Raw genomic sequence first — 25,630 nt, 5'->3', positions numbered from 1 at the left:
AATATGGAACTGCGCCATCTACGTTATTTTGTTGCGGTCGCACAGACTCAACACTTCACCCGAGCGGCTGAACTACTGGGCATTTCGCAGCCGCCGCTGAGTCAACAAATTCAGCGCCTGGAGCATGAAATTGGTACCCCGCTGTTGAAGCGGCTGACACGTGGTGTGGAACTGACAGAGGCTGGAAAGACTTTTCTGACAGACGCGATTGAAATTGTTCAGCTGGCCGATTATGCCCTGGAGAAAGCCAGAGGCGTTGCCCGTGGGATGAGCGGAAAAATGTCATTAGGTTTTGCGAGTTCGGTGGCGTTTAATCCTCGTGTGTTCGAAATCATTCGGCACTTTAAAGCCCGCTATCCTGCACTGGAATTAATGACCCGCGAAGAAAACATGTCTTTACTGATACAGGATCTTCAGGAAGGACTACTGGACGCGGCGTTTATTCGTTTACCCTGTGAAAGCAGTCGGTCATTTAATTTGCGGGTTATTTCGACCGAGCGGATGGTGTTGGCACTGCCTGCCGACCATCATCTGAAACATAAAACGGCCATTGCGCTAAGTGAGTTGGCAGACGAAACGTTGATTATTTTTCCACGTGAAGTTTCGCCCAGTTTGTATGAACTCATTGTCAGTGCCTGTTTACGGGCAGGTTTTTCATCTTCCTCTTTCCAGCAGGCCCCGCAAATCAGCTCTTCGCTGGGGATGGTCGGCGCGGGCTGCGGGATTGCGCTGATCCCTGAATCCATGATTTGCGTACAGAATCCCCACATTTGCTTTCGTGACATTGCAGAGAATACGCTCTTTACTGATGTCGCTTTTGCCTGGCGGCGTAATAATGCGTCCAAGGCCGTGAACCATTTATTAGCACTCATTCCTGCGCGTTAAACACTCACCGATCACTCCTTCCGATGGCAGAAACGAAGCGGGAAAAATAAAAGATGCAGTATGAAAAGGGGAAATAAGCGCTGCGAATATATCCCCCTGATGCGTCACCGGGCTATTTCATGTTGCCTTTGTGTTTTCACATAAATGAAATTTTCATTCGCATTAGCTGAATTAATGCACCACATTGGTGCAAAAAAGTCAATGCCATTTCTAACATTTAATTAACTTTTTGAACCTTCTCAAAGAACTGATAAATGGTTGATTTTTTAGTTTATGCATCTTTTATGCATTTCTTATGCAACCACCGCGGGGATTTTACCCGGTTTATCTGCACTATTATTCACTCTTATTCAGCGTTAATCGAAATAGCATAGCGATAATGCGTGCCGGGCCGACATCATATTTTTTCTGGCAGTGATAAATTATATATGCGCTGAAAAGCGTGTTGTTTCCACGGCTCAACACAATAAATAACGTCGATAAGAAAGGTTCTGTATGGATAAGTTATCTTACGCGTCTGACAGTAGTACATCCGCCTGGTCTACCTACCTTCAACAAATCGATCGCGTTGCCCCTTATTTGGGCGATCTCTCTCGCTGGATCGATACGTTACGTCATCCTAAACGTGCCTTAATCGTTGATATTCCTTTGCAAATGGATGACGGTACGATTCGTCATTTTGAGGGTTACCGTGTTCAACATAATCTGTCACGCGGCCCCGGCAAAGGCGGAATCCGCTATCATCCGGATGTTGACCTGAATGAAGTCATGGCACTCTCCGCCTGGATGACCATCAAATGTGCCGCTGTGAACCTGCCTTATGGTGGTGCTAAAGGCGGGATTCGTGTAGATCCCTTCAAATTGTCTGAAGGTGAGCTTGAGCGTTTAACCCGCCGCTATACCAGCGAAATTGGTATCATCATCGGTCCACAAAAAGACATTCCGGCACCCGATGTCGGTACCAACGGTAAAGTTATGGCCTGGATGATGGATACCTACTCCATGAATCTGGGCACCACCGTGACGGGCGTCGTGACAGGTAAACCTATTCACCTGGGTGGATCGCTGGGTCGCGAAAAAGCCACCGGTCGCGGCGTTTTTGTTACAGGTCGCGAAGTGGCGCGCCGTGCCGGTATTGAGATTGAAGGTGCGCGCGTCGCCGTTCAGGGTTTCGGTAACGTTGGCAGTGAAGCGGCACGTCTGTTCAGCCAGGCTGGCGCACGCGTCGTGGTGATTCAGGATCATACCGCTACCCTGTTCAATGCCGACGGTATTGATATGGATGCACTGACGCAATGGCAGGCCGAAAACAAACAGATTGCTGGCTTCAAAGGCGCACAAGTCATTGATAAAGAGGCCTTCTGGCACACGGAAATGGATATTCTCATTCCGGCAGCCCTTGAGGGTCAGATTACCCGTGAACGCGCTGAGACCCTGAGCTGTAAACTGGTACTTGAAGGTGCCAACGGTCCTACCTATCCCGATGCTGACGATGTGCTGGCAAACCGTGGCGTGATTGTGGTCCCAGACGTTATCTGTAACGCCGGCGGTGTGACGGTCAGTTACTTCGAATGGGTGCAGGATATGGCCAGTTTCTTCTGGAGTGAAGACGAGATTAATAAGCGGTCTGATAAAATCATGACTGAAGCCATGATTCACGTTTGGGAAAAAGCCAAAGAGAAAGACTGCTCTCTGCGCACCGCAGCCTATATCGTTGCCTGTGAGCGTATTCTGATGGCCCGTAAAGATCGCGGTATCTATCCGGGCTAAGCCAGTAAAAAAACAACCCGCGATGTGCGCGGGTTGTTTTTATTCAGCGGCTTTCGCTTAACGGAATTGCTGCACCGTCTGGGCCAGCTGTTGCGCCTGATCTTCAAGCGAACTGGCTGCCGCCGACATTTGTTGCACCAAAGCCGCGTTTTGCTGCGTTGTTCCGTCCATTTCATTTACCGCAATCGTCACCTGACTAATTCCTCGCGCCTGTTCATCTGACGCGGCAACGATTTCGTTGATGATACTTTGTACAGAGGAGACAGCCTGGGTCATTTCATGCATCGTTTTGCCTGCCTCATTGACCAGCGTGACGCCGCTTTGTACCCGGGCACTGGACTCCTCAATAAGCGCGGCAATGTCTTTGACCGCACCGGCACTGCGTTGCGCCAGGTTTCTGACCTCAGAGGCCACTACCGCAAATCCGCGCCCTTGCTCGCCCGCCCTGGCCGCCTCAACGGCTGCGTTGAGCGCCAGGATATTGGTCTGGAAGGCAATGCTGTTGATCATGGTCGTGATATCGCCAATTTTCTTTGAGCTGTCATCAATTTGCGACATGGTCTGTACCACCTGGCCCACCAGGTTTTCGCCCCGGCTGGCAATGGTTGTCGCATTTCCGGTCAGGTGCGTAGCCTGCTGGGCGTTATCCGCGTTCAGGCGAACCGTGGCGCTGATTTGTTCCATGCTGGCTGCTGTCTCTTCCAGTGCTGCCGCTTGTTGTTCGGTGCGCGAGGCTAAATCCAGGTTGCCGCTGGCTATCTCACTGGCCCCCTCTCTGACAGACGCGCTGGCATCTTTAATCTGGCCCACAATGGATTGCAACTGGCTTTGCATGGTGTGCAGGGCGTAAAACAGGCTGGCGTTGTCACCGTGCGCGACCTTAATGTCATTGCTGAGTTTGCCTTCCGCAACGGCCAGCGCAATGCGGGCTGCTTCTGCGGGTTCGCCACCAAGCGGGCGCATTACTTTGCGATTAAACAATAACCCCAGTACGGCACCTACCAGCAGGATGCTCACAAGCATTAAACCGATAGCCCAATAGAGCTGGCGGTTCGCGGCGGCCATGACCTGGCTGACAGGGGCGACAATTCCCACATACCAGGGCTTATCGCTGTTGCCTGTCACCACCGGATACCAGGTGTACATGGCTCTTTCACCCAACACCGGATCATCATGTTCGACGATCTGACGGGTAAAATTGTCTTTGTCGCCTTTCCATTCCTTACCGGCGTCATTTTTGACAGGTGACGATACCACTTTACCACTGTTCGAAAGCAACAGCGCATAACCCGTATCCTGCCAGGGTTTTATCTGGTTCACTTTTTGCTGTAATGACGCAAGCGAAATATCCGATGTGACCACCGCCATGAGCTTGCCTTGATCGATAATGGGTGAGGCAACAGAGGTCAGTAAGGTTGGCACGCCGTTGTACGGGTAGCTGTAGGGCTCTATCAGGGTATCTTTACGCGACTGTTGAGGGACCAGATAATAATCCCCCTGGCCAGGCGTCAAATAGGAGAGCAGCGGATGCATGGCATAGTTGCCGGACTGATCGCGGTCAACAAACCAGGCATAGCGGCCCTGAGGTGGCTGTCCTTTCTGACCAACAAACTCCGCATCGCGACCGTCAAACGCGTCAGGTTCAAAAATCACGGACATAGAGAGATAGTCAGGGTTGGCCCTGAGAGAATACTCCATAATTTTGTCGGCAATTTTCCGGTCATTAACGCCCGCTTTTGGTAAGGCAATCAGGCTTTGGCCAAGGCTGTGTGCCATATCGCGCGCGTAACTCAGCTCTTGCTGAATCTGCAGGCCGCGACTTTGTGCAATCTGTTGAAGATAATTTTCCGCTAAGTTTTTTTGCTCTTTTGCCGATTGCCAGCTCAGGACGCCAATAGTGACGGTAAAACCAAGCGTAATAGTCAGGCCACCGGCAAGCAGCATCTGGGTGCGGGTGGTCAGTGTTTTTTTTGCGGGTTGAGAAGTCATGCGGATTCCCCTGAAATCGATCGGCTTAATTGACTTCCCTGCCAGACAGACGCTTTTATGTTCCTTAAGGATCTATCGGCGCTCAATAAACGAACTTTAATTCTCATGACTCAAGTCAGACCTTAATCACAACGTTCATCATCAGGGGGAAAGCGCATGATTTCGAAAGAGAACGCAGAACATTATTTCTGGGGTGAGCAGTGTGAGGGTTGGCATCTGCTTAAAAGACACGATCTGAGCATTATTTATGAGCAGATGCCGCCTGCAACACATGAAATACGGCATTATCATGTGCGATCGCGGCAGTTCTTTTTTGTGCTGGAAGGCCAGCTCAGCCTTGAGGTGGAAGGTGTGGTGCATCATCTGCAGACGCAACAGGGTATTGAAATTCCCCCCGGCGCAAAACATCAGGCTCGCAATATCAGCGATAACAACGTCACTTTTTTAGTCATTTCTCATCCCACAACGCGTGGCGATCGTCACGATGTCGTCTGAACACCGGGCGGGAAAGTGAAATTTTGGTAACTTATCGCGATGATTTTGACCTGAAACAATAAACGGGCGGAAAAAATATGTCAGTTTGTGCCCTCTTTTTTGGCGGGATGAAAAACCGGACTTATTCATGTGGAATCATACTGGCTGGCTTCACAGCTCTGCGCTTTGTTTTGGCTGGCTTGCCAGATATCTCCATCACTACGCTTTTGCCATCACACATTTGACTGGCTGATCGTAATGCAGGCAAGCACGGCGCAAACCAGTCAATGCGCGCGAAGCGTTATGGAGAGAGCGTTGTGCGGGATAACAGGCGGGCAGTTCACAGGTAATGAACTGCCAGGAATGAACCATCAGGCCGCTTTAACGGCGCGGACTTTTTTCTCACTTTGCGCAGTCGCGTCAGCTGTTTCTGACACATTTTGCGCCGTGCCAGGTAATTTGCTGGTGCGAAGAATATGCTGTACCGCGTCTTTTTGCTCTGCCAGCAACAACCCTAAGGTTTCAGCCTGCGATTCATCCATATCGGCCTGGTGTGCCAGTAACCAGTCGGTGAACGCCTCTGCCATATCCAGCATTTTATCGTAGGCATCGGCCTCTTTCTTATTGGCAAATGTCATCTTCTCTTCACCCTTTCTGACTACTACAAATTTGGTTTCGACAGCCATTTTATTGCCCTCATATACTGTTTATTTATACAGTATAACACAGTCGGCGACGTTTTCCAGTGAAGAAAAGACACAACGGTTAAACCTGCCCTGCTTACGCCATTCGGTGTGCATCAGGCCAGTAATTCTTCCATAAACTCAGCCAGCGCTTTACGGGGATCGTCCTCTTCCGACACGATCATTTCGATTCCCCATTGCCCCAATACTTCTTTTGCCACCGGGTTATTGCGATTGGTAAAAAGGTAAGATTTGGGTCGGGCGGTTGCCAGGCCTGTGCGCCCCCACATTTTTGTCAGCCGATAGAAGAGCAGACGAATATTAAAATCACTGATGCTGTAGCCAACAAACAAAACCGAATTGCCCATGACATCATGGGTCAGCTTGATATCTAACGGCGAATCAAAATAGAGGCGTTCAAAGTAGCTGCTTTCATCCAGTACGATAGAAGTATCGTCATCAAAGTCGCCATGAAGTTTGATGATATGACGTTTATCTTCGGTGAGTGAAACCAGATCGGCTGCATTCGCCACTTTTGAATAAGGCACGCCATGGGCCTCATGCGCGGCTTCCAGCCACCGATCGTAATTCGTGGTATAGATGCGTGAAAAGTTGCCCTGAGTGATCATGGTATGAATTTCAGAGCTGCGGACATCAATATCAGGCCGGTGCCATTCGCGATCCATCCAGCTTCGTAACGGTCCTAACGAACCTTTTTTCTGCTTGTAGTACTCAGCCAGAGAGAGGTGCGTACCGTAAGTATTAAAAATTTTCGGATCGTACCCCAGTTCATTAGCCAGATGAGCGATAAGCTCATGCCATTCAGGCAGGCCGAGATTACGGGAAAGACCGGCTCCGGCAAACAGAATGAGCTTGCCGGAATCGTATGCGCGTTTGAGCTCAGGTTTCATGCCACGCCTCGTGCAGTTTTTAAAAAGGCAGCAAAACGATCCAGCGCAATGCGACGGTTGGAAATTTCGTTTTTCTTCTCGCCCATCTCAGCGAAGGTTTGATCGTATCCTTCGGGAATAAAGATACAGTCCCACTGGAATCCATGGGGACCGGCAGGTTCAGGTGCAATAGTGCCGCGCAATTCGCCGAAAAACTGGTACATTTTGCGTCCGTCGCAATAACCCAGTACGGTTTTGGCGGTTACACCCTGACTGTCGAGGCCCTGTACCAGCGATGCAAAGCGATCGGCACCGAGGCGATTCCAGAAAATACGCGTCAGCCCCGCAGGCAAACCATTCAGGCCATCCAGATACAGCCCGGTGTGCTCAACAAAAAGCGGACGTCCGATAATAGAGAAGGCCTTCGTCAGTTTATCTCGCACTAAATCCAGTTCATTTTCCGTTTGAATTTCTTCAATGCGACGCGCGATGGGTACGACGTCCACGCCCACAGGTTCCAGTATTCCGCGGACCTCCGCCAGTTTTTGCTCATTGGCCGAAAGGAATCTGATTTTCATGCTTCTTCCACGTTGATTACGCTGCCTCAGTCAAATTTATCATTGAGACAGAACAAGAGGTTATCGCTGGTGAGTGTAGCGCAAATTCGCGCCTTTCTGGCGTGAACATTTGCGCAAAACGCGGGGTTACAGAGTAGAGCGGATAAAACAGAACAACGCAGGACGTGAATAAGTCCGAATAAGGCATGATGTAAAACACCGCTCCGTTTAATAAGCACCCGCTGCATTGGCTATTTAAAGACACACAATCTTTTGCGCATCGTCTGCGTTTTTGCACCTTTCCAAAGCGCGGAAATACCGTAAGCCACAGAGAAACCGGCCGCGAAGTTCTTTCAGGGGCTCTGTTCGCCAGCCAGACTGATGCAGGCGTCATCATAGTACTGACAGTATCAAGTCACTAACGTTTTATTTTCCATCCAGTGCCTGACAGATGAATCGAAAATATTACGCATAGCATAAGCCGTTTATCCTGCGCTCTCTGTTCCGTTCGTCAAAGCCGCATCACTCGTCAGGGGCTGAACCTGTCTTTCACTGGCAGAGAGTGCTCTGGCGAGGCTGTATAAAAGAATCGGGAAGAAAGTCGGACGTGACGACCTGACAAGGACCTGTGTATTTATCGGTGGCAAAGCTGTTTTGCAAACGGCAGCGATGAACGTTTATATCTTTTATTGCTAATGTACGGCATGTGCAGACCCGTGCCGCCCTTCACACCGACTGTTCACCCTTCCGGCATTTCAAAATTCATCCTGAGGAAAATGATAAAGACGCCGCACTACGCATGTTTTTGTGAAAAGCGGTTTTGAATGGTTCCAGAAACCCCCTGCACGTTATTCTGTCAGACAGAGCGACTCACTTTTCAGACGTGGAATGAAAAGCATCCCATAGCGGAAAAGATGACAATATCCGCCTTAGCGAAAAGTGCAAGAATCTAATGGCAGCAATACGTTGTGTTTTCATAAGCAAACGGCATCACGTCCGCAGCCATATAAATGTTGTTGATCTGATAAATTCTTATAGCGACGATAACCTCCCGACTGGCTTTAAGTACAGTGACGGAGAGAGGCCATCAGGATGATATTAGCTACCCGTTTTTATTCTTGCCGTCACTTGTCAACGCTCCGCTTATAGCTCTGCTTTACAGCACGAAATGTGTGATTAAACCTTAAGACAGACAGGCGCGCGTACCCACAATGTTATCCATCATAGCGATCTATATTGCGCTGACTAACCGTGTTAAAAGAAGGATTTGTCCTGTAAGAAAAGTTGCAGACTTCAGTAATCGTCTGGCTTCACAAAAACTAATCCCGTGAACAGGAATGAACAAGACGGTTAACGCATTATCCGGCGATTAAGACACAACCATTTTGGAGCAGAATGAAGATTAGGACAATTTATCATGGGGAATTATTAACCTGACGTTATCATTTACCTGCGCTGGAATGAAGCGACTTTATTATGCCGTAATATCCCTGTAACTGGTAAGGAGGTAATGCATTACACACTGATTTTTATTGCTTTTTTAAGTAAATAAATGGGCGTTATTTTCAATACGTCACCGTAATATGCTACCGTTTATCACCTGGACCTCAACGAAAAAGGCGCTGACAATGCGTCTGGCATTTAAATTTTATGTATGTTTAATGCGTTTAAAATGCCGTAATAATCCTAAGCGGTAACAAATTTGTACATTTCAGACAGAAGAGATATTTCTTTCCTTGATTATTTTTCGTAGAATGACCCTGTTTAAATATTCGCTGTAATTTAAGGATTAACCAATGGATGCGCTCAAAGCATTAAATAACCTTCGTATTCTACGCGCACAAGCCCGGGAAATTGAGCTTGATGTGTTAAATGAAATGCTCGAAAAGCTTTCTGTCGTTGTCGCTGAACGCCGTGAAGAAGAAGAAGCTGAGCAAGCTATGCTGCGCGAGAAAGCAGATAAGTTAGCTAAGTATAAAGAAATGCTGATGAATGACGGCATTGATATTTCTGAACTGGTTGATTTGCCCACAGAGACAAAAACAAAAGCTAAGCGCGCACCTCGCCCTGCTAAATATCGCTATACCGATGAAAACGGTGAAACTAAATCGTGGACAGGCCAAGGCCGTACACCATCGCCAATTAAAAAGGCGCTGGACGCTGGCGGTTCGCTTGACGATTTCCTGATCTGACAAAATGCGCGGTATTGATTTCGATACCGCGCATTTTATTGGAAACATTGTTTTAAGAGATTATCTGCTCATCATCATTATTGATGAACTGGCTAATTGTAGCGTCTCATTCTCATACCGATGAGGGAGATGATGGTAGCTGTCGCTTTCAGTAATACGCTCAACCGTTTCTGAATACCGCTCCAGCGCAGTCCGCATTTGCACAACATAATCATGCGTATCGTAAACCCGATCGATTCCCTCTAATGCATGATTCATAATTTTTCTTGCCACATCGTTTGGCGTGTCCAGCGCGGCGAGTTTCGAACGTGCCGTTCGACGTAAATCACGCGGCGTGAAAGGTTCCAGCCCTAATCCCCGAGGCGCACGCAACATCCGGCGTAGTGCCTGATTCAGCGCACCTTTCGAAAGCGGCTGCATGACATCACGCGGCGCAGGTACGAGCCAAGGAGAAGCCGGATCGCTGGCGGCAATTAAGGCCTCAATACAACGGCGCATTAACGCTGAAATGGGTAAAGTATGTTCGCGCTGGGACTTGTTACGTGTTCCCTGCTTCCATAATCCGGATTGCAGATTAAATTCTGATTTCCGCGCCTGAACCACTTCGTCAGGCCGACGGGCACTGACCAGACACAGGCGTAAGGCCCAGCGTACCTGTTCTGACAACGACCAGTTATCCAGACCATGCCAGAAAACCCAAATCTCCGCGTCTGACAGTTGCCGGCTTCGTGGAGGTGACGCACGGCCCGCAATATCACGTTTCCTCAGTGAAGCCACGGGCGAATGCGCCAGGTAACCCTGCATTTCGGCCCAGGACAAAAACTGTTTAGTCAGAGCAAAAACGCGCCGGGCTTCCTCTTTTTTACCTTCAGAAATCAGGACGTTATAGAGCCTGTTTAATCGTAAACGCGTCAGGTTTTTTAGCGGTAAAGTGCCAATATTCGGCAACACATGCCTGAGTAGTGATGATATGGCAATTTCGGGACGACGTCGGGTGACAAGCAACGACAGTTTTACCCACACGCGGATAACCTGCTCCACTGTTCCTTCGTCGCCAAAATTATCCAGATCAGACAAGGAAGCATGTTTGATCTGATTGAGCCAACACATGACGTGACGGCCCACATGCGGCGATGTCATTTCTGTCAAAATTTCTGCCACTGCCTCTCCTGATCGTAAAACTGTCGGCCAGATTCTACCTTCCAACAGCCTGTGACTCCAGACCTGTTAAGTCTGGAGTCACAATGGTAGCGCTGTGCGCTTTTTAAGAAAGTCATTAAGGAAAAGACTCTCATTATTTTTAAAAGGATTGGTTAATAAACCCGCAGAGAACAACGCGATAAATGATGGATTATTTCCACAACGGCGCTTTCTCAGGAGATAAAGACGATGAATGGGATACGTCAGCTAACTGAAAAGTATGCTGTCAAAAATTCCGCGATGCGTTTTGTGCATTTGACAGCTATTCGCTGTACGGAGATCCGGGCAGGAAACCTCTGCGCACGTTCAGATGAACAGGCGCTCTAATAGCAAGTGAGACAGCTTCACCAATATCAGGAGGCGCAGATAAATTACGGGATTCTGATCGTCGTGCTACCGCTTCATGAGTACGCCCCCTGCCATAAATTATGAGGCGCACCGCCAGCAAGATCTCTGCAATACCTGGCTCGGGCTACGGGAGAGATTATCGATAAGAAGGCACTCTCGGGTTGACCATGTGGTCAGAATGCATTTGATACAGCGGCACTGCACTCTAACATTGAAAATGAGACAATTGCGCGTAACACCAGCCGCTTCAGCTCTTGCTAAACGTATAGTTAAAAACTCGTCCATTTTGAGTTTGCACAGTCAGCGTCTTTCCCGCCGATGTATCCAGAGCCCTGGCCTGACTGTATTTCCACATCATGACCTGCTGCCCGTTGGGATAAGGTGATTCTGTATCAGGCGGTCCAAACATACGAATGAGCTCTGCACGTGTCGTCTGACCGGGTTTAATCTTCTGAATAGTCGCCGTATCGAAATTGTGTCCCACAGAGTTAGAACATGCAGCAAGAACCCACACCAGGCCCATGATAATTAGTGATCGCATTACGTTGTTCCCGGAGATGAGGTTGACATGCGTTGCATCGCGCTGTGTTACAAGGGTTGTACTATTATGATATCGGCAAAATAAGCATTCACTGCAATAAATGTCCGAATGCGTATTATGGCCTACAGACCGCCCGATGGCGTACTAAAATTCCGTACTGGCATGTCGACATTATTAAAAACGTTGCGTGATGAATTACCGCTGCTCTCTGTCAATACGATTTCCTCTTTCGCCACCGCAAGACAAAGGCTGAAGGTGACGGATATGGCCGTGCTGCATGTGGACGACTCGCTTGTTCACCCTGACGACAGTCGTTAATTCTGCCGCCTGAATGACATCGATAAATCCCTATTTTTCAGGTGGTTAGCCAGAAATCACCCTTTAAAACACCCATTCAATTTCGTGTGCAATATAGGATTGATCGCCACGTCATGCTGAACGCCAGCTTACCGGAAAAAAAATGCAGGCCGTTAACTGGCCTGCTCGCGTTATCCTGAAAATGGCTGGAACGATTTTTATGTCTGTAAAAAAGGGACAACTGCCCCTTTGTACAGAATAAAAAAATCACTTATTAGTTACACTGTAACTTTTTTGGTCTGGCAGACAGTCGCTTCATTTTTTCAGCGAAGGCCTTAGCACACAGGCGTTCTTATAGACTCTCCAGATTCAGTGAAAGCCAGTTACCCTGTGCATAGCGTGCCAGACCGGCCTCTTCAAAGCGCCAGAGATGGAGCCAGCCGTTATCGAGCAGTTTCCGGATAACCTCATGCTTACTAATCACTGTGTCAATGGCGCTTTGCGGCGCGTCGATAACAACGGTCAGGCGCAACGGCTCGTGCATCCAGTGCTCGCCGTCATGGAGCGACTGACGTGATAAACCGATCCGCAGATCGCCGCCATTGCCCTCAAAGACACCGATACGCCCGCCCACTACGTTGTGCAGCACCTTATTACCGCTCCCCATCCTTTGCGGATCGCATGTTGACGCGTGGTACTGCCAGTTAATCCAGTGTGTGACCAGCATGGGTGCGGTCATCAGGCCTTCCAGTAAACTACCATCACTATCCTGACTCGCATCGTAGTCATGCAGAAAGCTGCGCCCGCCCAGGACTACGCCACGACTTCTGTGACGAGGGGCAATAAGAAAGGCTGCGTTGCCCGAAAGACCCCATTCGGGACGGGTTTGTGCCCCGTCATTAGCGCGACGGCGTAGTTGTCCGAGCAACACATCTTCGGGCGCACGCGGGTCCAGCTTAAGGGCGGGTGCCCGCTCGCGGCGGACCTGATCACTGGCTTGATTAAAAATCGGTTGCAATCGCTCACAGCGGGCGCGCGCACTTTGCGGCAACAAATCGAGATCAAACCACTCGATTTCATCGGTAGTGGTGTTATGCAGGGCGGCCACAAACGCCGTAGAGTCCGGAATCACTGTTCCTTGCGCTTGCAGCCCCTGGCGAACCTGTGGTTCGTTAAGCAATTGCGCCAGGCTGCGTGCATTCACTTCACCGGTCTGGCCACAACAGGCACCACAGTCCAGTGCCGCTGCGTGGGCATTGTTAGCTGACTGGCTGCCATGTCCCACGAGGAGCACTATAGGTGCCAGATGCTGTTCCAGGCCCATGGCGTGAAGAACCCCGGCAGCGAGCTTAACTTTAGCCTCAGTATCCAGCCCAACCAGTTGTGGGCGGCACGTCTCCCGAAACCGCGCAGGTAAGCCAGCAAGATCATCTCTGGCACGTGCTTTATTGCCCGGGCGTAACCAGTTTACCAGCTTGACCGAGTAGCCCAGTCCAACCGCTTCCACAAACGAGAAGGCAGCCCCCGGCCAGCGGCTAATCGCATTCCATTGATCGGCCATGGCAAATCGGGCGTGACGCGAACGACTGGCCTGGCTTTGCAGTGCCGCATCGGCTTTATATTGCGAACCCGCCTCCACGATACGGTCAGCGACCTCCAGGGAAGGCGCAAGTAAGCCGGGTAACTGGGGACGGCGGGCTTGCGTGCCCAGCGGTGTGTAGGCAACGGGAAGGCCAAAGAATCCTGCACAACCGATGGTCTGTATACCAGCATTCACGGTCTCAAGCGCACGGCGCAACGGTTCACTGCGCACATCAATGCAGAAAGCAGCCTGAGCTTCGATTGCCTGATGTTCCGTACCATGACCTTTTGCCAAGGCCAGCCGATGCGCCAATTCACGCTGATAGCCAATCTCCAGCGCCAGTTGCCATACTTCGTCAACCAGCATCGCATGTTCCGCCGCATCCAGCACCTGGTGAGCCTGTTTCCAGGCGTGCTGAAGCGAAGCAAGCGCGTGCCGGGTTGCTGCATCATCTTTGCATTCCAACAGGATTACGCCCCAGGCTAAGCGAATCGTCAGCAACTCGCGCAGGTGTGGGTCCTTACCCCCCGCCAGTCCCGCCTGCCAGCTCAGACAGGCACACCAGGAAGCCCACCCATTCACGGTAAGCAGTACCGATTCCAGATAATCCGCCCATACAGCCTCAGGCAGGCCCAGACGTGCGATAAGCCAACGCTCCGCATCGGTAGCATTATCGGGTAAGGCATTGATAGCGTTTGTGATATGGGCAGACCCATTAAAAAACCGATACCCTGATCGTGTCCCAGCGTATCCCGCCAGAAGGCATATAAGCCCTGTCGCTGAGGTTGCCAGTTCGCCTGATCTTCATCGAAGTAGGCGGCGCAGGTTTGACCAACCTGGTGCGTGATAGCCTGCCGCCAGGATAATCTCTGGTGCCGATCAGGATCGTTGTCGAGCACATCGATTAGCAGCGGCAATTGCACTGGTGAGGTTCTTGCCTGTAACGCATCCAGGCACTGTTCAGCCGTCAGACCGGTCGCTTGTGCTTCGGGCAGCTGATGTAGCGCCAGATTGAGATCGGCAAGGCTGATACGGCCCTCGCGCCAGGCCAGGAACTGCTGATCGCGCGATGGGAATACCTGGATACCGCCGAGTACCGCCATCCGGGCGGCCACCCTGCGTACCGGCATGCCAATACGCGACCAGTGAGGGTTGACAGCAATGGCGCGATCCAGCGGCCATGTTGGTGCAATCGCCTGGCAGGCCTGGCTGCAAGCCTGCTCAATTGCAGCATGCCGGGAACAGGCGTTTTGTGTCGATTGCGTCAGGCTCGCCGAACCGGTTTTTTCGTTATTGACTAAGGTATCCATCAGTAGGCTCTCCAGTTTATTCGTGTGGTTCAGCTCAGCCTGTCAGCAACAGGCGCGGTTGGTACTTCAGGTTCAACGTGCATAGAAACCCGGGATGTGAGGTTAACTGGCCATAAGCGCAGCGCCAGACGTGTGAAGGCTTCGTCAAGGTAAAAACCCGCATAGCTCCATTGACGCAAGCGCGACAGGTGTTGCGGCTGCTTTTGCAATAACACCTGACAGAGATACAGGGCCGCCATGCCTGCCAGCGCGATCAGACCCAGACTGTCATCCGGCATATCCTGCAGGCCAAGCGGCAGCGCATGTGCTGACAGCGCAACTGTCGTCAGAGCGATCACCGTGACGCACCCGAAAAGAAGCTGCGCCGACTTTCCAGACCTGCCCTCTGAAGCCTCGGGTAACCACAGTAACGGTGCCCAGGCCATACCAAGCACCACACTCCACCACCAGGGCCAGGCGGCAAGACCTGAGAGCATCAGCACCAGAAACACGGCGGTAATTGTCAGCACGGGGGCAAAAAACACGCTAAGGGTGCTGGGCAAAGCGGCCCGGTGCAAAGCCTGCAGGCGAGTGTCCCTTACACCTTCCGAGGCCGACAGGAAAGCATGGGCTTTATAGAGTGAATGGCCAATCAGATGCAGTGCCGCCAGCGTATAAAGGCCAAGCGCGCATTCGAGCAGCATGAAGCCCATCTGCGCAACGGTTGACCAGGCCAACCGCACTTTAATACTGATGCGAGTCAACATGACAATGCCTGCCAGCACAGCGGTCGCCAGCGCGAAAATCAGCAACAGGATGCGCGCAGCGTTTGCCTGATCTAACATGGGTGCGAAGCGAATAAGCACAAAGCCCCCCAGATTGACGACGCCAGCATGTAAGAGCGCCGATACAGGTGTTGGCGCCTCCATCACCTGTATCAGCCAGCCATGCACGGGTAGCAAGGCCGTACGAAGGATGACCGCCATTACGAGCAGAACGGCGCTCGCCTGTAAGGACAGCGACATGCCATGCTGAGCGATATGCATCCCCAGAGCTGACAGCGAGAAACTACCTACATCCCACCAGGCGAGCGCGGCAGCGCCAAGCAACATCACGTCAGCCATGCGATCCGCAATGTGCTTTTTGTGTGCCGCAAGTCGCGCAAAAGGCCGATCGGGATAAAAGCAAAGCAAGTGCTGAAGTGCCACACCGACTGCGGCCCAGGCCGCGATGAGCAGCAGCCAGTTATCGGCGATCACGAGCAGATGCACGCTGCACAGCACAACGGCCAGTGCGCCAATATAGCCTCGCTGGTTGGCTTCCCCTTCAAGGTAACGCGCAGAAAATGAAGCGATAACCTTACCCAGCACTTGCACCAGTAAAGCCAAAACCAGGCCAAAAGAGGTTGCCATTATTACGCCCGTCCATTGCGCACCACTGATGCCCGCGGCAAGACACAGTCCGGTTAAGGCAATGGTACTCAACGAGACTCCCTGTAATACACGCCAAAGCATCGGCGTGGTAATCCAACTAAACCGCGTCAGTCCCGCTAATGCGGCCATTAGAAATGCTGGCGCCAAAAAACAGACCAGATGCAGAACATCAAAGATATTCATTGTATTTCCCTCATACGCTTAATTAGCCGTATGATCATTGACCTGAACTATTCTGTAAAATATATTTATTTGCACATTTCAATATTAAAAAACGAACAATGAACCTCAACCAGTTGAATTTTCATCACCTTTATTATTTCTGGCGCGTGGCCAGGCTTGGGCATCTGACGCGGGCTGCCGAAGAGTTGGCCACCTCGCAATCGGCCGTTTCGGTGCAAATTCGGCAACTGGAGGATCGACTTGGAGAAAGTTTGTTAATCCGTAAAGGTCGCCGTCTGATGCTGACAGACACAGGTCAGCTGGTTATGGCCTATGCCGACAACATCTTTGGTCTGAGCCAGGAGATGTTGGGACGGTTAAAAGGCACGTCAGCCGGTGTTACACGGTTACGCGTGGGCAGCGTGGCAACGCTGTCGCGAAATTATCAGGAAAACTGGATTCGGCCCGCGCTTACCGACCCTGCCATAGTACTGACACTGGAGTCCGGATTACTGGAGGGCCTGCTGGTCAGGCTGACGCAGCATAAGCTGGATGTGGTGCTGGCTAATGAGACAGTACCTGCCGATCCCGATCGTCCGTTGCGCTGCGTGTTCCTGGGCAGCCAGTCTATCTCCGTCGTCGGCCCGCGAGCAAATGGGCGTCACAAAGCCTGCGCATCCCGGAAGACCTGGATGGCGTGGAGATTGCCCTGCCCGGCCCGCGCCATGCCCTGCGTGCGCAATTTGATGCTTTATGTTCTAAGGCCGGCGTGACGCCAAGACTGCGAGCCGAGGTGGACGACATGGCGATGCTGCGTCTGATCGCCCGCGACAGCGGCTGGCTCACCGTGTTGCCCGAGGTTGTGGTTCAGGATGAGCTACGCGCCGGCATTCTTGTCTCCGTGGGCCAGTCAGACGAACTGCAGGAGCGCTTCTTTGCCATCACAACACCACACCGGCATCGTATTGACGTGCTGGAGCAACTGCTGGCAGGGGCGCAAAAATTACAGGTGCCCAACTGAGTATCACGCCGATTGCAGGTTGCCTGGCAATGTATTGAATCGTCCAATAGCTAGAATTATGAGCTTTCACACTAAAATATAAATTTGAGTTGGTGTGAAAAATACAGATGAACGTCGTGTAAATTTCACACATGTTAAGATGCCCAGGAATTTTCATTGCAATTTCCACTGCAGGCATTACCCTGTATATAAAACGCATACACTTTATATACAGGATGAATATGGGCATCGTAAAAATATCCGACGTGATGCATGAGAATCTTCGTATTGCCAGTCAGGCAATGAGCCGCTCGATCAACTCGCAGGCTGAGCACTGGTTAAAACTGGGCATGCTGGCCGAGCTCTATCCGCAGTTAACGCAAAATGAACTGGCGCAAACGCTCATTCGTATAGAAATGAACGGCGGTGCCGATATTCGCCAGGTGCTGCCTAAGAGTGACCTGGCCTCACAGGGAGAAGTGTAATGGGAACAGTGAAAATACATTCCGCCGAAGAAATCGAAAAAGCTCGCGCGGCAGGTCATGCTGCAGCACAGGTGCTGGCCATGATCACACCGCACGTTCGTCCAGGCATTACGACGGAAGAGCTGGACGATATTTGCCACGATTTTATTGTCAATGAACTCAACGTGACGCCGGCTAATATCGGTTATCACGGTTATACGCGAACCACCTGCACCTCTGTAAACCACGTTGTCTGTCACGGCATCCCTGCGGCAAAAAAACTGAAAGACGGTGATATCGTGAATATCGATGTCGCCATTATTAAAGATGGCTGGTATGGCGACACAAGCCGCATGTATTTTGTTGGCACACCGTCCGTGCGCGCCAAACGCCTGGTCGATATCACTTATCAGTCGCTGGTTGCCGGTATTAAAACTGTCCGTCCTGGCGCGACCTTAGGCGATATCGGGGCAGCCATTCAGCGCATTGCTGAAAATGCCGGCTTTTCGGTTGTCAGAGAATATTGCGGTCATGGCGTCGGCGAGATTTATCATACCGACCCACAAATTTTGCATTACGGTACGCCCGGTGAAGGGATGCCCTTGAAAGCTGGTATGATTTTTACTATCGAGCCGATGATCAATGCCGGAAAAGCGGGCACCAGCGTGCTTTCCGATGGCTGGACGGTAGTCACGAAGGATCGATCACTCTCCGCACAGTGGGAGCATACCGTTGCCGTTACCGACACGGGTTTTGACCTGCTCACGCCCTGGCCCGAGGGAACGGGCGATTATCCCGCTATCTGAGTCAATAAAGCCGCTTTTAACAGGCGGCTTTATTTTTGCGGTATAAGATATCGCGCCCTGTGCTTAAAGACCTCGCCATAACTTCAAACCATTACGTCCCGAACGCTTAACGTCATATAACGCTTCATCGGCACGGCGCAACCATTCGTGTATCGAACTGGCTTTTTCTGCACAGGCAATACCAATACTGACTGAACAGGTAAAATCGGGCGAAGCAGGCAACCGTAACTGCGCAATGCGCCACTGAATATGCTCAGCGAGTCTGACAATACCAGCGTCATCAGCATCACGGACAATGACGCCCAGTTCATCGCCACCGAACCGCGCCGGTGTGTCTTTCATTCCCACACTGTCACGTAATAAACCCGAAATTTCCGCCAGAAGAAAATCCCCTGCTTCGTGACCATAGGTATCGTTAACATGTTTGAAATGGTCAACATCGATCATGATCAGGTAGGCTTTACTGTCTCCACGGCGGGTACGCAGAAATTCGCTTTCGAGTCGACGTTCAAAAAGACGTCGATTAGGAATTTGCAGACCCGGATCCATTAATGCAATGCGTTCAAGCTCGCGATTTTTTTGACGCAGCATATACGTCAGATTATGGGATACGACGCTTAACGCCAGCATATAAAAGGTCGCCAGCGGTAATGTCAGCCAGACTGTACGCAGGCTGAATGTCATTGATACCGGCGCGCCTTCAAGCGTCCAGACCAGAAGAAAGGCAAACAGAAATGACTGAAAGGCGGACAGGAGCTGTGGCCAGCCGCCTGCTGCGTAACGGTCGGAAATTAATACAGCCATGATCACAAAACACGGCATGGGACTCAGCGCCAGCAACGCGACCCAGATACCGCCAAACGCCGCATCAAGCGTCAGATTTATTCTTTCCCTCGCGGTTGAATCACGCGCGGAAGCCGCAAGGCGATAGGCCAGAGACGGCCAGACGATGACATTACCGATCAGTAACGCAAAAATAGAGATGCCGTGACCCTGTTCGACTAATACAGAAGCGATTGGCATGGCACATAAAATCGTCCCTAATTGGCGCATTGCGAACATGCGACGAACAAATCGCGTCGATCGCATTTTGAGATGATTATCATCGGGTGAGTAATAGGTCATTCGAAGGCGTAATTAGCAGTCTATATAACGCAGTTTATCTACAAAAAGAGCAGGCAGCATGACTTTTTAAGATTCTTTCCGCTTTATTTATTATTTTTTCTGGTGAGAAAAAAATGTTAGCTGCCCGCATTTAAAAAAATACGTTTAAGCCTAACGCGCAACATCATCTCATTGTCATGCATCAGGCTGTCAATTTAGCAATACATTGCCGCTATCTCCTGCGGCCCTTCGCGACCGACGCAGACCAGTTAAAATCGCTGACTTCACTGGCAGTCAGTGAGGACGGTTTCTTTTTTCGGACAGGTTTTTTGTTTTCCTTTTCTGCTTTTAACTTTTCTTTAAGCAATTTATCCGCCATCACCTGCTGACGCGCTTCAAGGTTAAGCGCTTTCTCTTTTTTGACGTCCGGTTCTTTACCCGTACGCTGGCGGTATTTTTCAATCAAATGATGAAGCATTTCATTGACGGCAAGTCGCTCTTCATCACTGAACTGATCGATGGAAATCATTTTCTTGTCATTCATCGTCGCTTTCCTCGTCGTGGGATCATCGGCAGTGTACAACAAGCCGGATGAACAAAAGGCATTTGCTTGCCTTTTAACGCATTTTAACCGGGAACGTGAGTATCATTTCGTCTCAGGACAGCTAAAATAAGCGAAAATTAACAACGAGAATCTGGATAATGAAAATCCCCCTGCCTGACGATCACAAAGCATTTATCACCGCACTTCTGGACGAACCCGTTGACGTCATTGAGATGCACTCTCCCCACGCTGAACACATTGATCGCGCTTATACTGTCGCGCTACAGCAAAAAAATCATGAGGCTGAGGCAGACTGGAAACGGACGATCACGTTTCTGGCCCTGTTCGTTTTTCTCTATGCGGCGCTGGGTGCATCGCTGACGCTGGACCTGAGTCCCGCCGGGGCGAGTCACAAAAGTATTGAATACGCGTTAGAAGCCGTGCCGGTGCTTATCGCCTTTTCCGGCTTTTTTATTTCTGTGCTTTACCTGTTTCTTGTGCGCGCGGGTTCACGTCAACGCCGTAACTGGCAACGAACACTTTTGATTCTGGAAAGGTATACCACAGGTCATGTATTTAAACTGACGCATCAGCAAGGCGCGGGTACCAGCAACTACTCGCTTTCATCCATTATGCTGGCGCTCGCGATGTTCATTTGCCTCACATGGTTAATCATCTATAACTACCTTACCTTCACTACCAGCGGTGTGTTTGGTAGCGTCATTTCACTGTTTATCAGTACGATGGTTTATGTCATTTTGGATATTCAGCTCCTGAAGCCTTGGCAGTCAGAGGCTGAAAACGATCCCTCCGGTGTTGATGAAAATAAAGCCGATCGCTAACCTTCCATGGCCCGATATGCATCGGGCCAGCCCTTGCATCTGGCAGGCGAAACAGGCACATAGGTTAATCCCGGGGATAACATAAAACGCTTAAAGTATGTTGTAACTATATTATGCCTCGTTGATGCTCAGCTTACGTTCAGGCTCGTCAGGGGCTGCTCACGATGAGTGAGCAGCCCCTGAAAACATCGCTACAAGTGACAACGTCACCTGTGGTTTCCGCAAGACGTGATTTGGGTTGGTTGATATCTGATTAGTGAAATCAGTCGAATGGAAATTCACGAGCCAGAACGCGGGCAATCACATTCAGCGCGCCCTCGTCCGTATTACTCTCGGTTTTAAAACGCGCGACAGCCGAGACAGCCTCACCCGCATTGGCCATTGCAAAACTAAAGCAGGCCTGACGTAACATCTCGATATCATTCGCGCTGTCGCCGACAGCCACCACTTCACAATCGCTAATGCCCCATTTTTGCTGAAGCAAAGCGATACCGTGCGCTTTATGGCAACCCGGAATAATCAGGTCAATAAAGCCATAACCGCTGGAAACGGGATGCATGATGTGATCGATTTCGCCCAATTGGGTATGCAAACGCGTCATCAGGCTTTCAATCCCTTCGTGCGCCAGATTGAGCGAGAACTTAAAGACAGTGTCATCAATATCGTAAAGGTTGTCGCGCTTCTCGAGTCGGTAATAATGATTTTTTAGCATGCCGATCACGCTATCCGGCATGGACGCGTGAACATAAGCGCTTTTGCGGCCACAAACAACGACGCTGATATCCGGTTCTCTGGCCAGAATATCGAGTACGCTGTGTACCCTTTCTTTTGCCAGCTCGCCACAAAATATCACTTCATCGCCATGCGACACCCACGCACCGTTTTCTGCCACGAAGGCAATTTCATTTTTGATGTCAGGAAAATATCGCTGTAACTGGTAATACTGATTGCCGCTGGCGACCACAAAATGAATACCTTTTTCTTTGAGCAGAGCATACTGGCGTGAAAAGCGCTGGACATTGTACTGCTTGTTTTCATCAAGAAAGGTACCGTCCATATCCACTGCAATCATCCTTACTGCCATTTTACTCCCCCTTTGCTCCCGGCCTTAACAGGCTAACTGTGTGGTTAAGCTTACTCGCTGTAAGGATTATTGAAAGTTACAAACGCTGAATTTCCGCCTGTTATGGCAAATTGTGCCGTCGCGCCCAGATTGAATGTTAAAGCTCTGTTAATAATGACTACCATCTTCGAATGAAGGTTATATAAATTTCATTCGAAATGACATCATCTGTTGAGAGGTTAATCTATGCGCGAAGGACTTCACTACACCCCACTTCCTGAGGACATCTCTGCCTCTATCCGTGACTTTAAGCAGCGCGCACGTGAGCAGATCGGTGACGTTGAGCGCGTATTTCGGCAAGTCTGTCAGAAAACAGAAGAGGCCATTGCCGAAGCGAGGCAGGAAGAGGCTCAAACCGGGAGCGCCTGGCCCATCGTCACGGGCGAGGCGATAGCCTCAGGCACGGTTTCACCGGAAACGCGGGCGCGAATCAAGCGGCGCGGCTGTGTCGTCGTCAGGCAGCATTTCCCCCGTGAGCAGGCACTGGCCTGGGACGCCGACATGTTGCGTTATCTGGATGAAAACCAGTTTGATGCACAGTACCGCGGGCCAGGAGACAATTTTTTTGGCAGTCTTGAGGCATCCCGTCCAGAGATTTACCCCATTTACTGGTCTCAGGCTCAAATGCAGGCCCGTCAACGCCCGGAAATGCATCAGGTACAGTCGTTTCTGAACCGGTTATGGACCTATGAAGCGGAGGGGCAGCGATGGTTTGATCCTGACGTGAATATCCTCTATCCAGACCGAATTCGTCGACGGCTACCGGGCACCACGTCAAAGGGACTGGGTGCGCATACCGATTCAGGCGCGCTGGAACGGTGGCTGTTGCCTGCTTATCAACGCGTCTTTCACGCCGTTTTTAACGGGGATATTGATCGCTACGATCCCTGGAACGCCGCTCACCGCAGCGACGTCGATGAATACGATGTACCGGACACCACAAAATGTTCTGTCTTCCGCACTTTCCAGGGCTGGACCGCGCTGTCCGATATGATCCCGGGTCAGGGTTTACTTCACGTTGTGCCCGTCCCCATGGCAATGGCCTATCTTCTGTTACGTCCACTGCTCTCCGATGTGCCGGAAGATGAACTGTGCGGTGTCGCACCCGGCCGCGTCCTGCCTGTTAATGAAAAATGGCATCCCCATTTGATGAAGGGCTTATGCCCGGTACCGGCTATTACCGCCGGCGATTCCGTTTGGTGGCATTGTGACCTTATTCACGCGGTCGCGCCGGTCGAAAACCAACAAGGCTGGGGAAATGTGATGTATATTCCTGCTGCGCCGATGTGCGATAAAAACCACGCGTATGCGCATCATGTGGCGCATGCGCTGAAGCAAGGTCATTCCCCTGCGGACTTCCCACCGGAGCATTACGAAGCTGACTGGAAGAATCGCTTTACCCTGGCCGACCTTAACCCACTCGGGAAACGCAGCCTGTGCCAGTCCTGATAAAAAAGAGTAAGCGGGTTAATGCCCGCTTTGGTTCAGTAGGATAAAGGGAGCCGGTATGAATACGCGCCAGGAAAAAATTATCGAACTGGTCAATGCGCGTGGCAGCATCACCGTCAGTGAACTGGCTCGCGTTGTCAGTGTGTCTGAGGTGACGATACGGCAGGATTTAACACAACTTGAACAGCAGCGCGTGTTACGTCGCGTTCACGGTGCAGCCATCGCCCTGGACAATGATAATGTGAGCACACGGATGAACACACGTTTCAGCATCAAACAGGCTCTCGCCCGTTATGCCGCCGGACGCGTCAATGAGGGCGAATCAGTTTTTATCGAGGGCGGCAGTACGAATGCCTTACTGGCACTTGCGCTTGCCAGTCGAAAAAATCTGACGCTTATCACCGTCAGTCACTATATCGCTCATCTGCTGAAAGAAGCCGATTGTGAGGTCATTGTGCTGGGAGGCCGGTTACAAAAGAGCAGTGAATCGATGACCGGGCCACTGACGCGTTACTGCATTCAGCAGACCCACTTTCATAAAGCGTTTATTGGTGCTGATGGCTGGCACCCGGAAACCGGTTTTACCGGTCGCGACATGCTACGGTGTGACGTGGTGGACGCTGTCCTGGCAAAAGACGCTGAGAGCTATGTCCTGACAGACAGCAGTAAATTCGGACAGCTTTATCCCTATCCTTTATCGCCCGGTTATGCGCCGCGTCATGTCATCACGGAACACGGCTTGCCCGCGGATACCGTGAACCGGCTTACAGAGCAAGGCACCGAGGTGATACCGGTGACGATCGCTTAAAGGTGGCTGACGGTTTCAGGGTGCGACGCTGACAGAATCGCGCGAAACCAGACTGGCGATAAAAGGCTTACGCTGCATTAACTCGCCGCCATCGAGCATGGCGACCAGCCGGTTGATAGTTTCATTGATCATGTCGGTAACCGGAAACTTCATGCTGGAAAGCGAGGGAATCACATACGGAGCCAGCGGGATGTCATCAAAACCTATCACCGAAACTCTGGCCGGTACAGCAATGTTGTTTTCCGTGAGTTGTTTAATGGCACCAATTGCCATTTCATCGTTGCTGGCTACGATAGCGCTGAAAAACTCGCCGCCGGCGAGCAGGGATTTGACCGCCAGCATGCCGCTTTGTGCGGTCCACTTACCCTGCACAATCAGCTGGGGATTAGGCGCAATGCCCGCCGCGCTTAATGCAGCCTGATAACCGGAAAGTCGTTCCTGACTGGTAGGAGAATCCAGCGAGCCGGTGATAAACGCGATATCACGATGCCCCTGTTCAAGCAGATGATTGACAGCCAGCCGCCCTGCTGCCTGCTGGTCGCTGAATACACAAAAACTTTCATGAATGCGCAGGCGGCGATTGATTACCAGAATGGGTTGTTTGTGGTCGGAAATAATAGCATCCAGTTCATCAATACTCAGAAAGCGCGGATAGATGATGATGCCATCGCAGCGCAGATCGAGCAAAAACTGAATCGCCGCGCGCTCCTCAGCGGCAGTGTGCTTCCCGTCAGCCAGAATTAACTGACGATTCTGCTGCTCCATAATCCTGGCGGAATGCGACATTAACTCGCTGAAAATATTGCCGCTGTACAGTGTGTTAGTCACCACCAGCCCTATGGTTTGTGTACTTTTATTTGCCAGATTACGGGCCAGTAAATTGGGCCGATAGCCTGTTTCAGCGATAGCCTGCAAAACGTGTTCACGTTTCTCTTTGCCGACGTAACCGTTGCCCGACAATACCCGGGAAACCGTTGCTTTTGAGACACCGGCGCGTTTTGCCACTTCTGAAATCGTTGTCATATGAGGATCGCCAGAATTCTCAGCCTGAAAGCAGTCTACCTAAGTCTTTCATTATTTGAAATATTTACACGCCAGCCCACAGGGCACGCCAGATCATTGACAGTGACCTTAATCACAGAAATAACACAGGGTGATTATTGGCGCTTGTGTCAGCCCCAAAACAGCTTCATGATTT

The 25,630-nt window shown here is 50.9% G+C and carries 21 protein-coding genes and 2 pseudogenes; 11 read left to right on the top strand and 12 right to left on the bottom strand.

What is annotated here, in order from left to right; all coding sequences use genetic code 11:
- Positions 1 to 3 precede the first annotated feature (3 nt).
- Complete coding sequence (locus C1N64_RS21310) at positions 4 to 885, top strand: LysR family transcriptional regulator (protein WP_033742412.1); 882 nt, start codon at positions 4 to 6, stop codon at positions 883 to 885.
- Between the two features lie 495 nt (positions 886 to 1,380).
- The gene (locus C1N64_RS21305) at positions 1,381 to 2,655 is read left to right on the top strand and encodes a Glu/Leu/Phe/Val family dehydrogenase (protein WP_033742410.1); all 1,275 of its coding nucleotides are present in this window, start codon (positions 1,381 to 1,383) and stop codon (positions 2,653 to 2,655) included.
- 57 nt (positions 2,656 to 2,712) lie between these two features.
- Here C1N64_RS21305 and C1N64_RS21300 read toward each other — a convergent pair whose 3' ends face one another.
- Positions 2,713 to 4,644: a methyl-accepting chemotaxis protein gene (locus C1N64_RS21300; protein WP_185200276.1), complete on the bottom strand. Its 1,932-nt coding sequence runs from the start codon at positions 4,642 to 4,644 to the stop codon at positions 2,713 to 2,715.
- A gap of 156 nt (positions 4,645 to 4,800) precedes the next feature.
- Between C1N64_RS21300 and C1N64_RS21295 the strand changes: the two genes are divergently transcribed.
- Positions 4,801 to 5,139, top strand: coding sequence for a cupin domain-containing protein (locus tag C1N64_RS21295; RefSeq protein WP_394515563.1), 339 nt, complete (start codon positions 4,801 to 4,803; stop codon positions 5,137 to 5,139).
- Between the two features lie 350 nt (positions 5,140 to 5,489).
- On the opposite strand, the gene C1N64_RS21290 is transcribed toward C1N64_RS21295, so the two are convergent.
- From C1N64_RS21290 to C1N64_RS21280, 3 genes are all read right to left on the bottom strand, one after another.
- Entirely contained in the window at positions 5,490 to 5,804 is a 315-nt protein-coding gene (locus C1N64_RS21290) for a YebG family protein (protein WP_006121982.1), read from the bottom strand.
- Between the two features lie 113 nt (positions 5,805 to 5,917).
- Entirely contained in the window at positions 5,918 to 6,712 is a 795-nt protein-coding gene (locus C1N64_RS21285; protein ID WP_033742404.1) for an SIR2 family protein, read from the bottom strand.
- The gene (locus tag C1N64_RS21280; protein ID WP_033742402.1) at positions 6,709 to 7,269 is read right to left on the bottom strand and encodes a non-canonical purine NTP pyrophosphatase; all 561 of its coding nucleotides are present in this window, start codon (positions 7,267 to 7,269) and stop codon (positions 6,709 to 6,711) included. Before C1N64_RS21280 ends, C1N64_RS21285 begins: the two co-directional genes overlap by 4 nt.
- A 1,775-nt stretch (positions 7,270 to 9,044) precedes the next feature.
- Here C1N64_RS21280 and C1N64_RS21275 point away from each other — a divergent pair.
- Positions 9,045 to 9,440 (top strand): H-NS family histone-like protein, encoded by a 396-nt coding sequence (locus C1N64_RS21275; protein WP_006121986.1) that lies wholly within the window; start codon positions 9,045 to 9,047, stop codon positions 9,438 to 9,440.
- Between the two features lie 60 nt (positions 9,441 to 9,500).
- Here the strand turns inward: C1N64_RS21275 and C1N64_RS21270 are convergent, their stop codons facing one another.
- Both C1N64_RS21270 and C1N64_RS21265 read right to left on the bottom strand, forming a co-directional pair.
- The gene (locus C1N64_RS21270) at positions 9,501 to 10,580 is read right to left on the bottom strand and encodes a tyrosine-type recombinase/integrase (RefSeq protein WP_394515573.1); all 1,080 of its coding nucleotides are present in this window, start codon (positions 10,578 to 10,580) and stop codon (positions 9,501 to 9,503) included.
- A 655-nt stretch (positions 10,581 to 11,235) separates the two neighbouring features.
- Positions 11,236 to 11,529 carry a hypothetical protein gene (locus tag C1N64_RS21265; protein WP_033742399.1) on the bottom strand — a complete coding sequence of 98 codons (294 nt, stop codon included), beginning with the start codon at positions 11,527 to 11,529 and terminating at the stop codon, positions 11,236 to 11,238.
- Between the two features lie 117 nt (positions 11,530 to 11,646).
- Here C1N64_RS21265 and C1N64_RS21260 point away from each other — a divergent pair, with 117 nt between their 5' ends.
- Complete coding sequence (locus C1N64_RS21260; protein ID WP_394515562.1) at positions 11,647 to 11,847, top strand: hypothetical protein; 201 nt, start codon at positions 11,647 to 11,649, stop codon at positions 11,845 to 11,847.
- A gap of 331 nt (positions 11,848 to 12,178) precedes the next feature.
- On the opposite strand, the pseudogene C1N64_RS21255 reads toward C1N64_RS21260, so the two are convergent.
- Both C1N64_RS21255 and C1N64_RS21250 read right to left on the bottom strand, forming a co-directional pair.
- Positions 12,179 to 14,718, bottom strand: a pseudogene (locus tag C1N64_RS21255) (YbcC family protein).
- Between the two features lie 29 nt (positions 14,719 to 14,747).
- Positions 14,748 to 16,313, bottom strand: a complete 1,566-nt coding sequence (locus tag C1N64_RS21250; RefSeq protein WP_394515561.1) for an NADH-quinone oxidoreductase subunit L — start codon at positions 16,311 to 16,313, stop codon at positions 14,748 to 14,750.
- Between the two features lie 98 nt (positions 16,314 to 16,411).
- Here C1N64_RS21250 and C1N64_RS21245 point away from each other — a divergent pair.
- From C1N64_RS21245 to map, 3 genes and pseudogenes are all read left to right on the top strand, one after another.
- Positions 16,412 to 17,313, top strand: a pseudogene (locus C1N64_RS21245) (LysR family transcriptional regulator).
- A 221-nt stretch (positions 17,314 to 17,534) separates the two neighbouring features.
- Positions 17,535 to 17,777 (top strand): ParD-like family protein, encoded by a 243-nt coding sequence (locus tag C1N64_RS21240; RefSeq protein ID WP_367144108.1) that lies wholly within the window; start codon positions 17,535 to 17,537, stop codon positions 17,775 to 17,777.
- Positions 17,777 to 18,562 carry a type I methionyl aminopeptidase gene (gene map, locus C1N64_RS21235; RefSeq protein WP_006121994.1) on the top strand — a complete coding sequence of 262 codons (786 nt, stop codon included), beginning with the start codon at positions 17,777 to 17,779 and terminating at the stop codon, positions 18,560 to 18,562. The genes C1N64_RS21240 and map overlap by 1 nt, the downstream gene beginning before the upstream one ends.
- A 63-nt stretch (positions 18,563 to 18,625) precedes the next feature.
- Here map and C1N64_RS21230 read toward each other — a convergent pair whose 3' ends face one another.
- Complete coding sequence (locus C1N64_RS21230; protein ID WP_367144107.1) at positions 18,626 to 19,687, bottom strand: diguanylate cyclase; 1,062 nt, start codon at positions 19,685 to 19,687, stop codon at positions 18,626 to 18,628.
- 211 nt (positions 19,688 to 19,898) lie between these two features.
- The gene (locus C1N64_RS21225; RefSeq protein ID WP_367144106.1) at positions 19,899 to 20,210 is read right to left on the bottom strand and encodes a hypothetical protein; all 312 of its coding nucleotides are present in this window, start codon (positions 20,208 to 20,210) and stop codon (positions 19,899 to 19,901) included.
- A 158-nt stretch (positions 20,211 to 20,368) separates the two neighbouring features.
- On the opposite strand from C1N64_RS21225, the gene C1N64_RS21220 reads away from it, so the two are divergent.
- Positions 20,369 to 21,052, top strand: coding sequence for a RipA family octameric membrane protein (locus C1N64_RS21220; RefSeq protein WP_006121996.1), 684 nt, complete (start codon positions 20,369 to 20,371; stop codon positions 21,050 to 21,052).
- Positions 21,053 to 21,314: 262 nt separating this feature from the next.
- Here C1N64_RS21220 and C1N64_RS21215 read toward each other — a convergent pair whose 3' ends face one another.
- On the bottom strand, positions 21,315 to 22,136 hold the full coding sequence (locus tag C1N64_RS21215) for a Cof-type HAD-IIB family hydrolase (RefSeq protein ID WP_033742381.1): 822 nt from the start codon (positions 22,134 to 22,136) through the stop codon (positions 21,315 to 21,317).
- 225 nt (positions 22,137 to 22,361) lie between these two features.
- Between C1N64_RS21215 and C1N64_RS21210 the strand changes: the two genes are divergently transcribed.
- Positions 22,362 to 23,624 (top strand): DUF1479 domain-containing protein, encoded by a 1,263-nt coding sequence (locus tag C1N64_RS21210; RefSeq protein WP_367144104.1) that lies wholly within the window; start codon positions 22,362 to 22,364, stop codon positions 23,622 to 23,624.
- A 58-nt stretch (positions 23,625 to 23,682) separates the two neighbouring features.
- Complete coding sequence (locus C1N64_RS21205; protein ID WP_394515560.1) at positions 23,683 to 24,432, top strand: DeoR family transcriptional regulator; 750 nt, start codon at positions 23,683 to 23,685, stop codon at positions 24,430 to 24,432.
- A 15-nt stretch (positions 24,433 to 24,447) separates the two neighbouring features.
- On the opposite strand, the gene C1N64_RS21200 is transcribed toward C1N64_RS21205, so the two are convergent.
- Positions 24,448 to 25,455 (bottom strand): LacI family DNA-binding transcriptional regulator, encoded by a 1,008-nt coding sequence (locus C1N64_RS21200; protein WP_058702515.1) that lies wholly within the window; start codon positions 25,453 to 25,455, stop codon positions 24,448 to 24,450.
- Positions 25,456 to 25,630: the final 175 nt, after the last annotated feature.

The sequence above is a fragment of the Pantoea sp. SGAir0215 genome (assembly GCF_043543215.1).
This window is presented reverse-complemented; position numbering and strand designations above follow the sequence as displayed.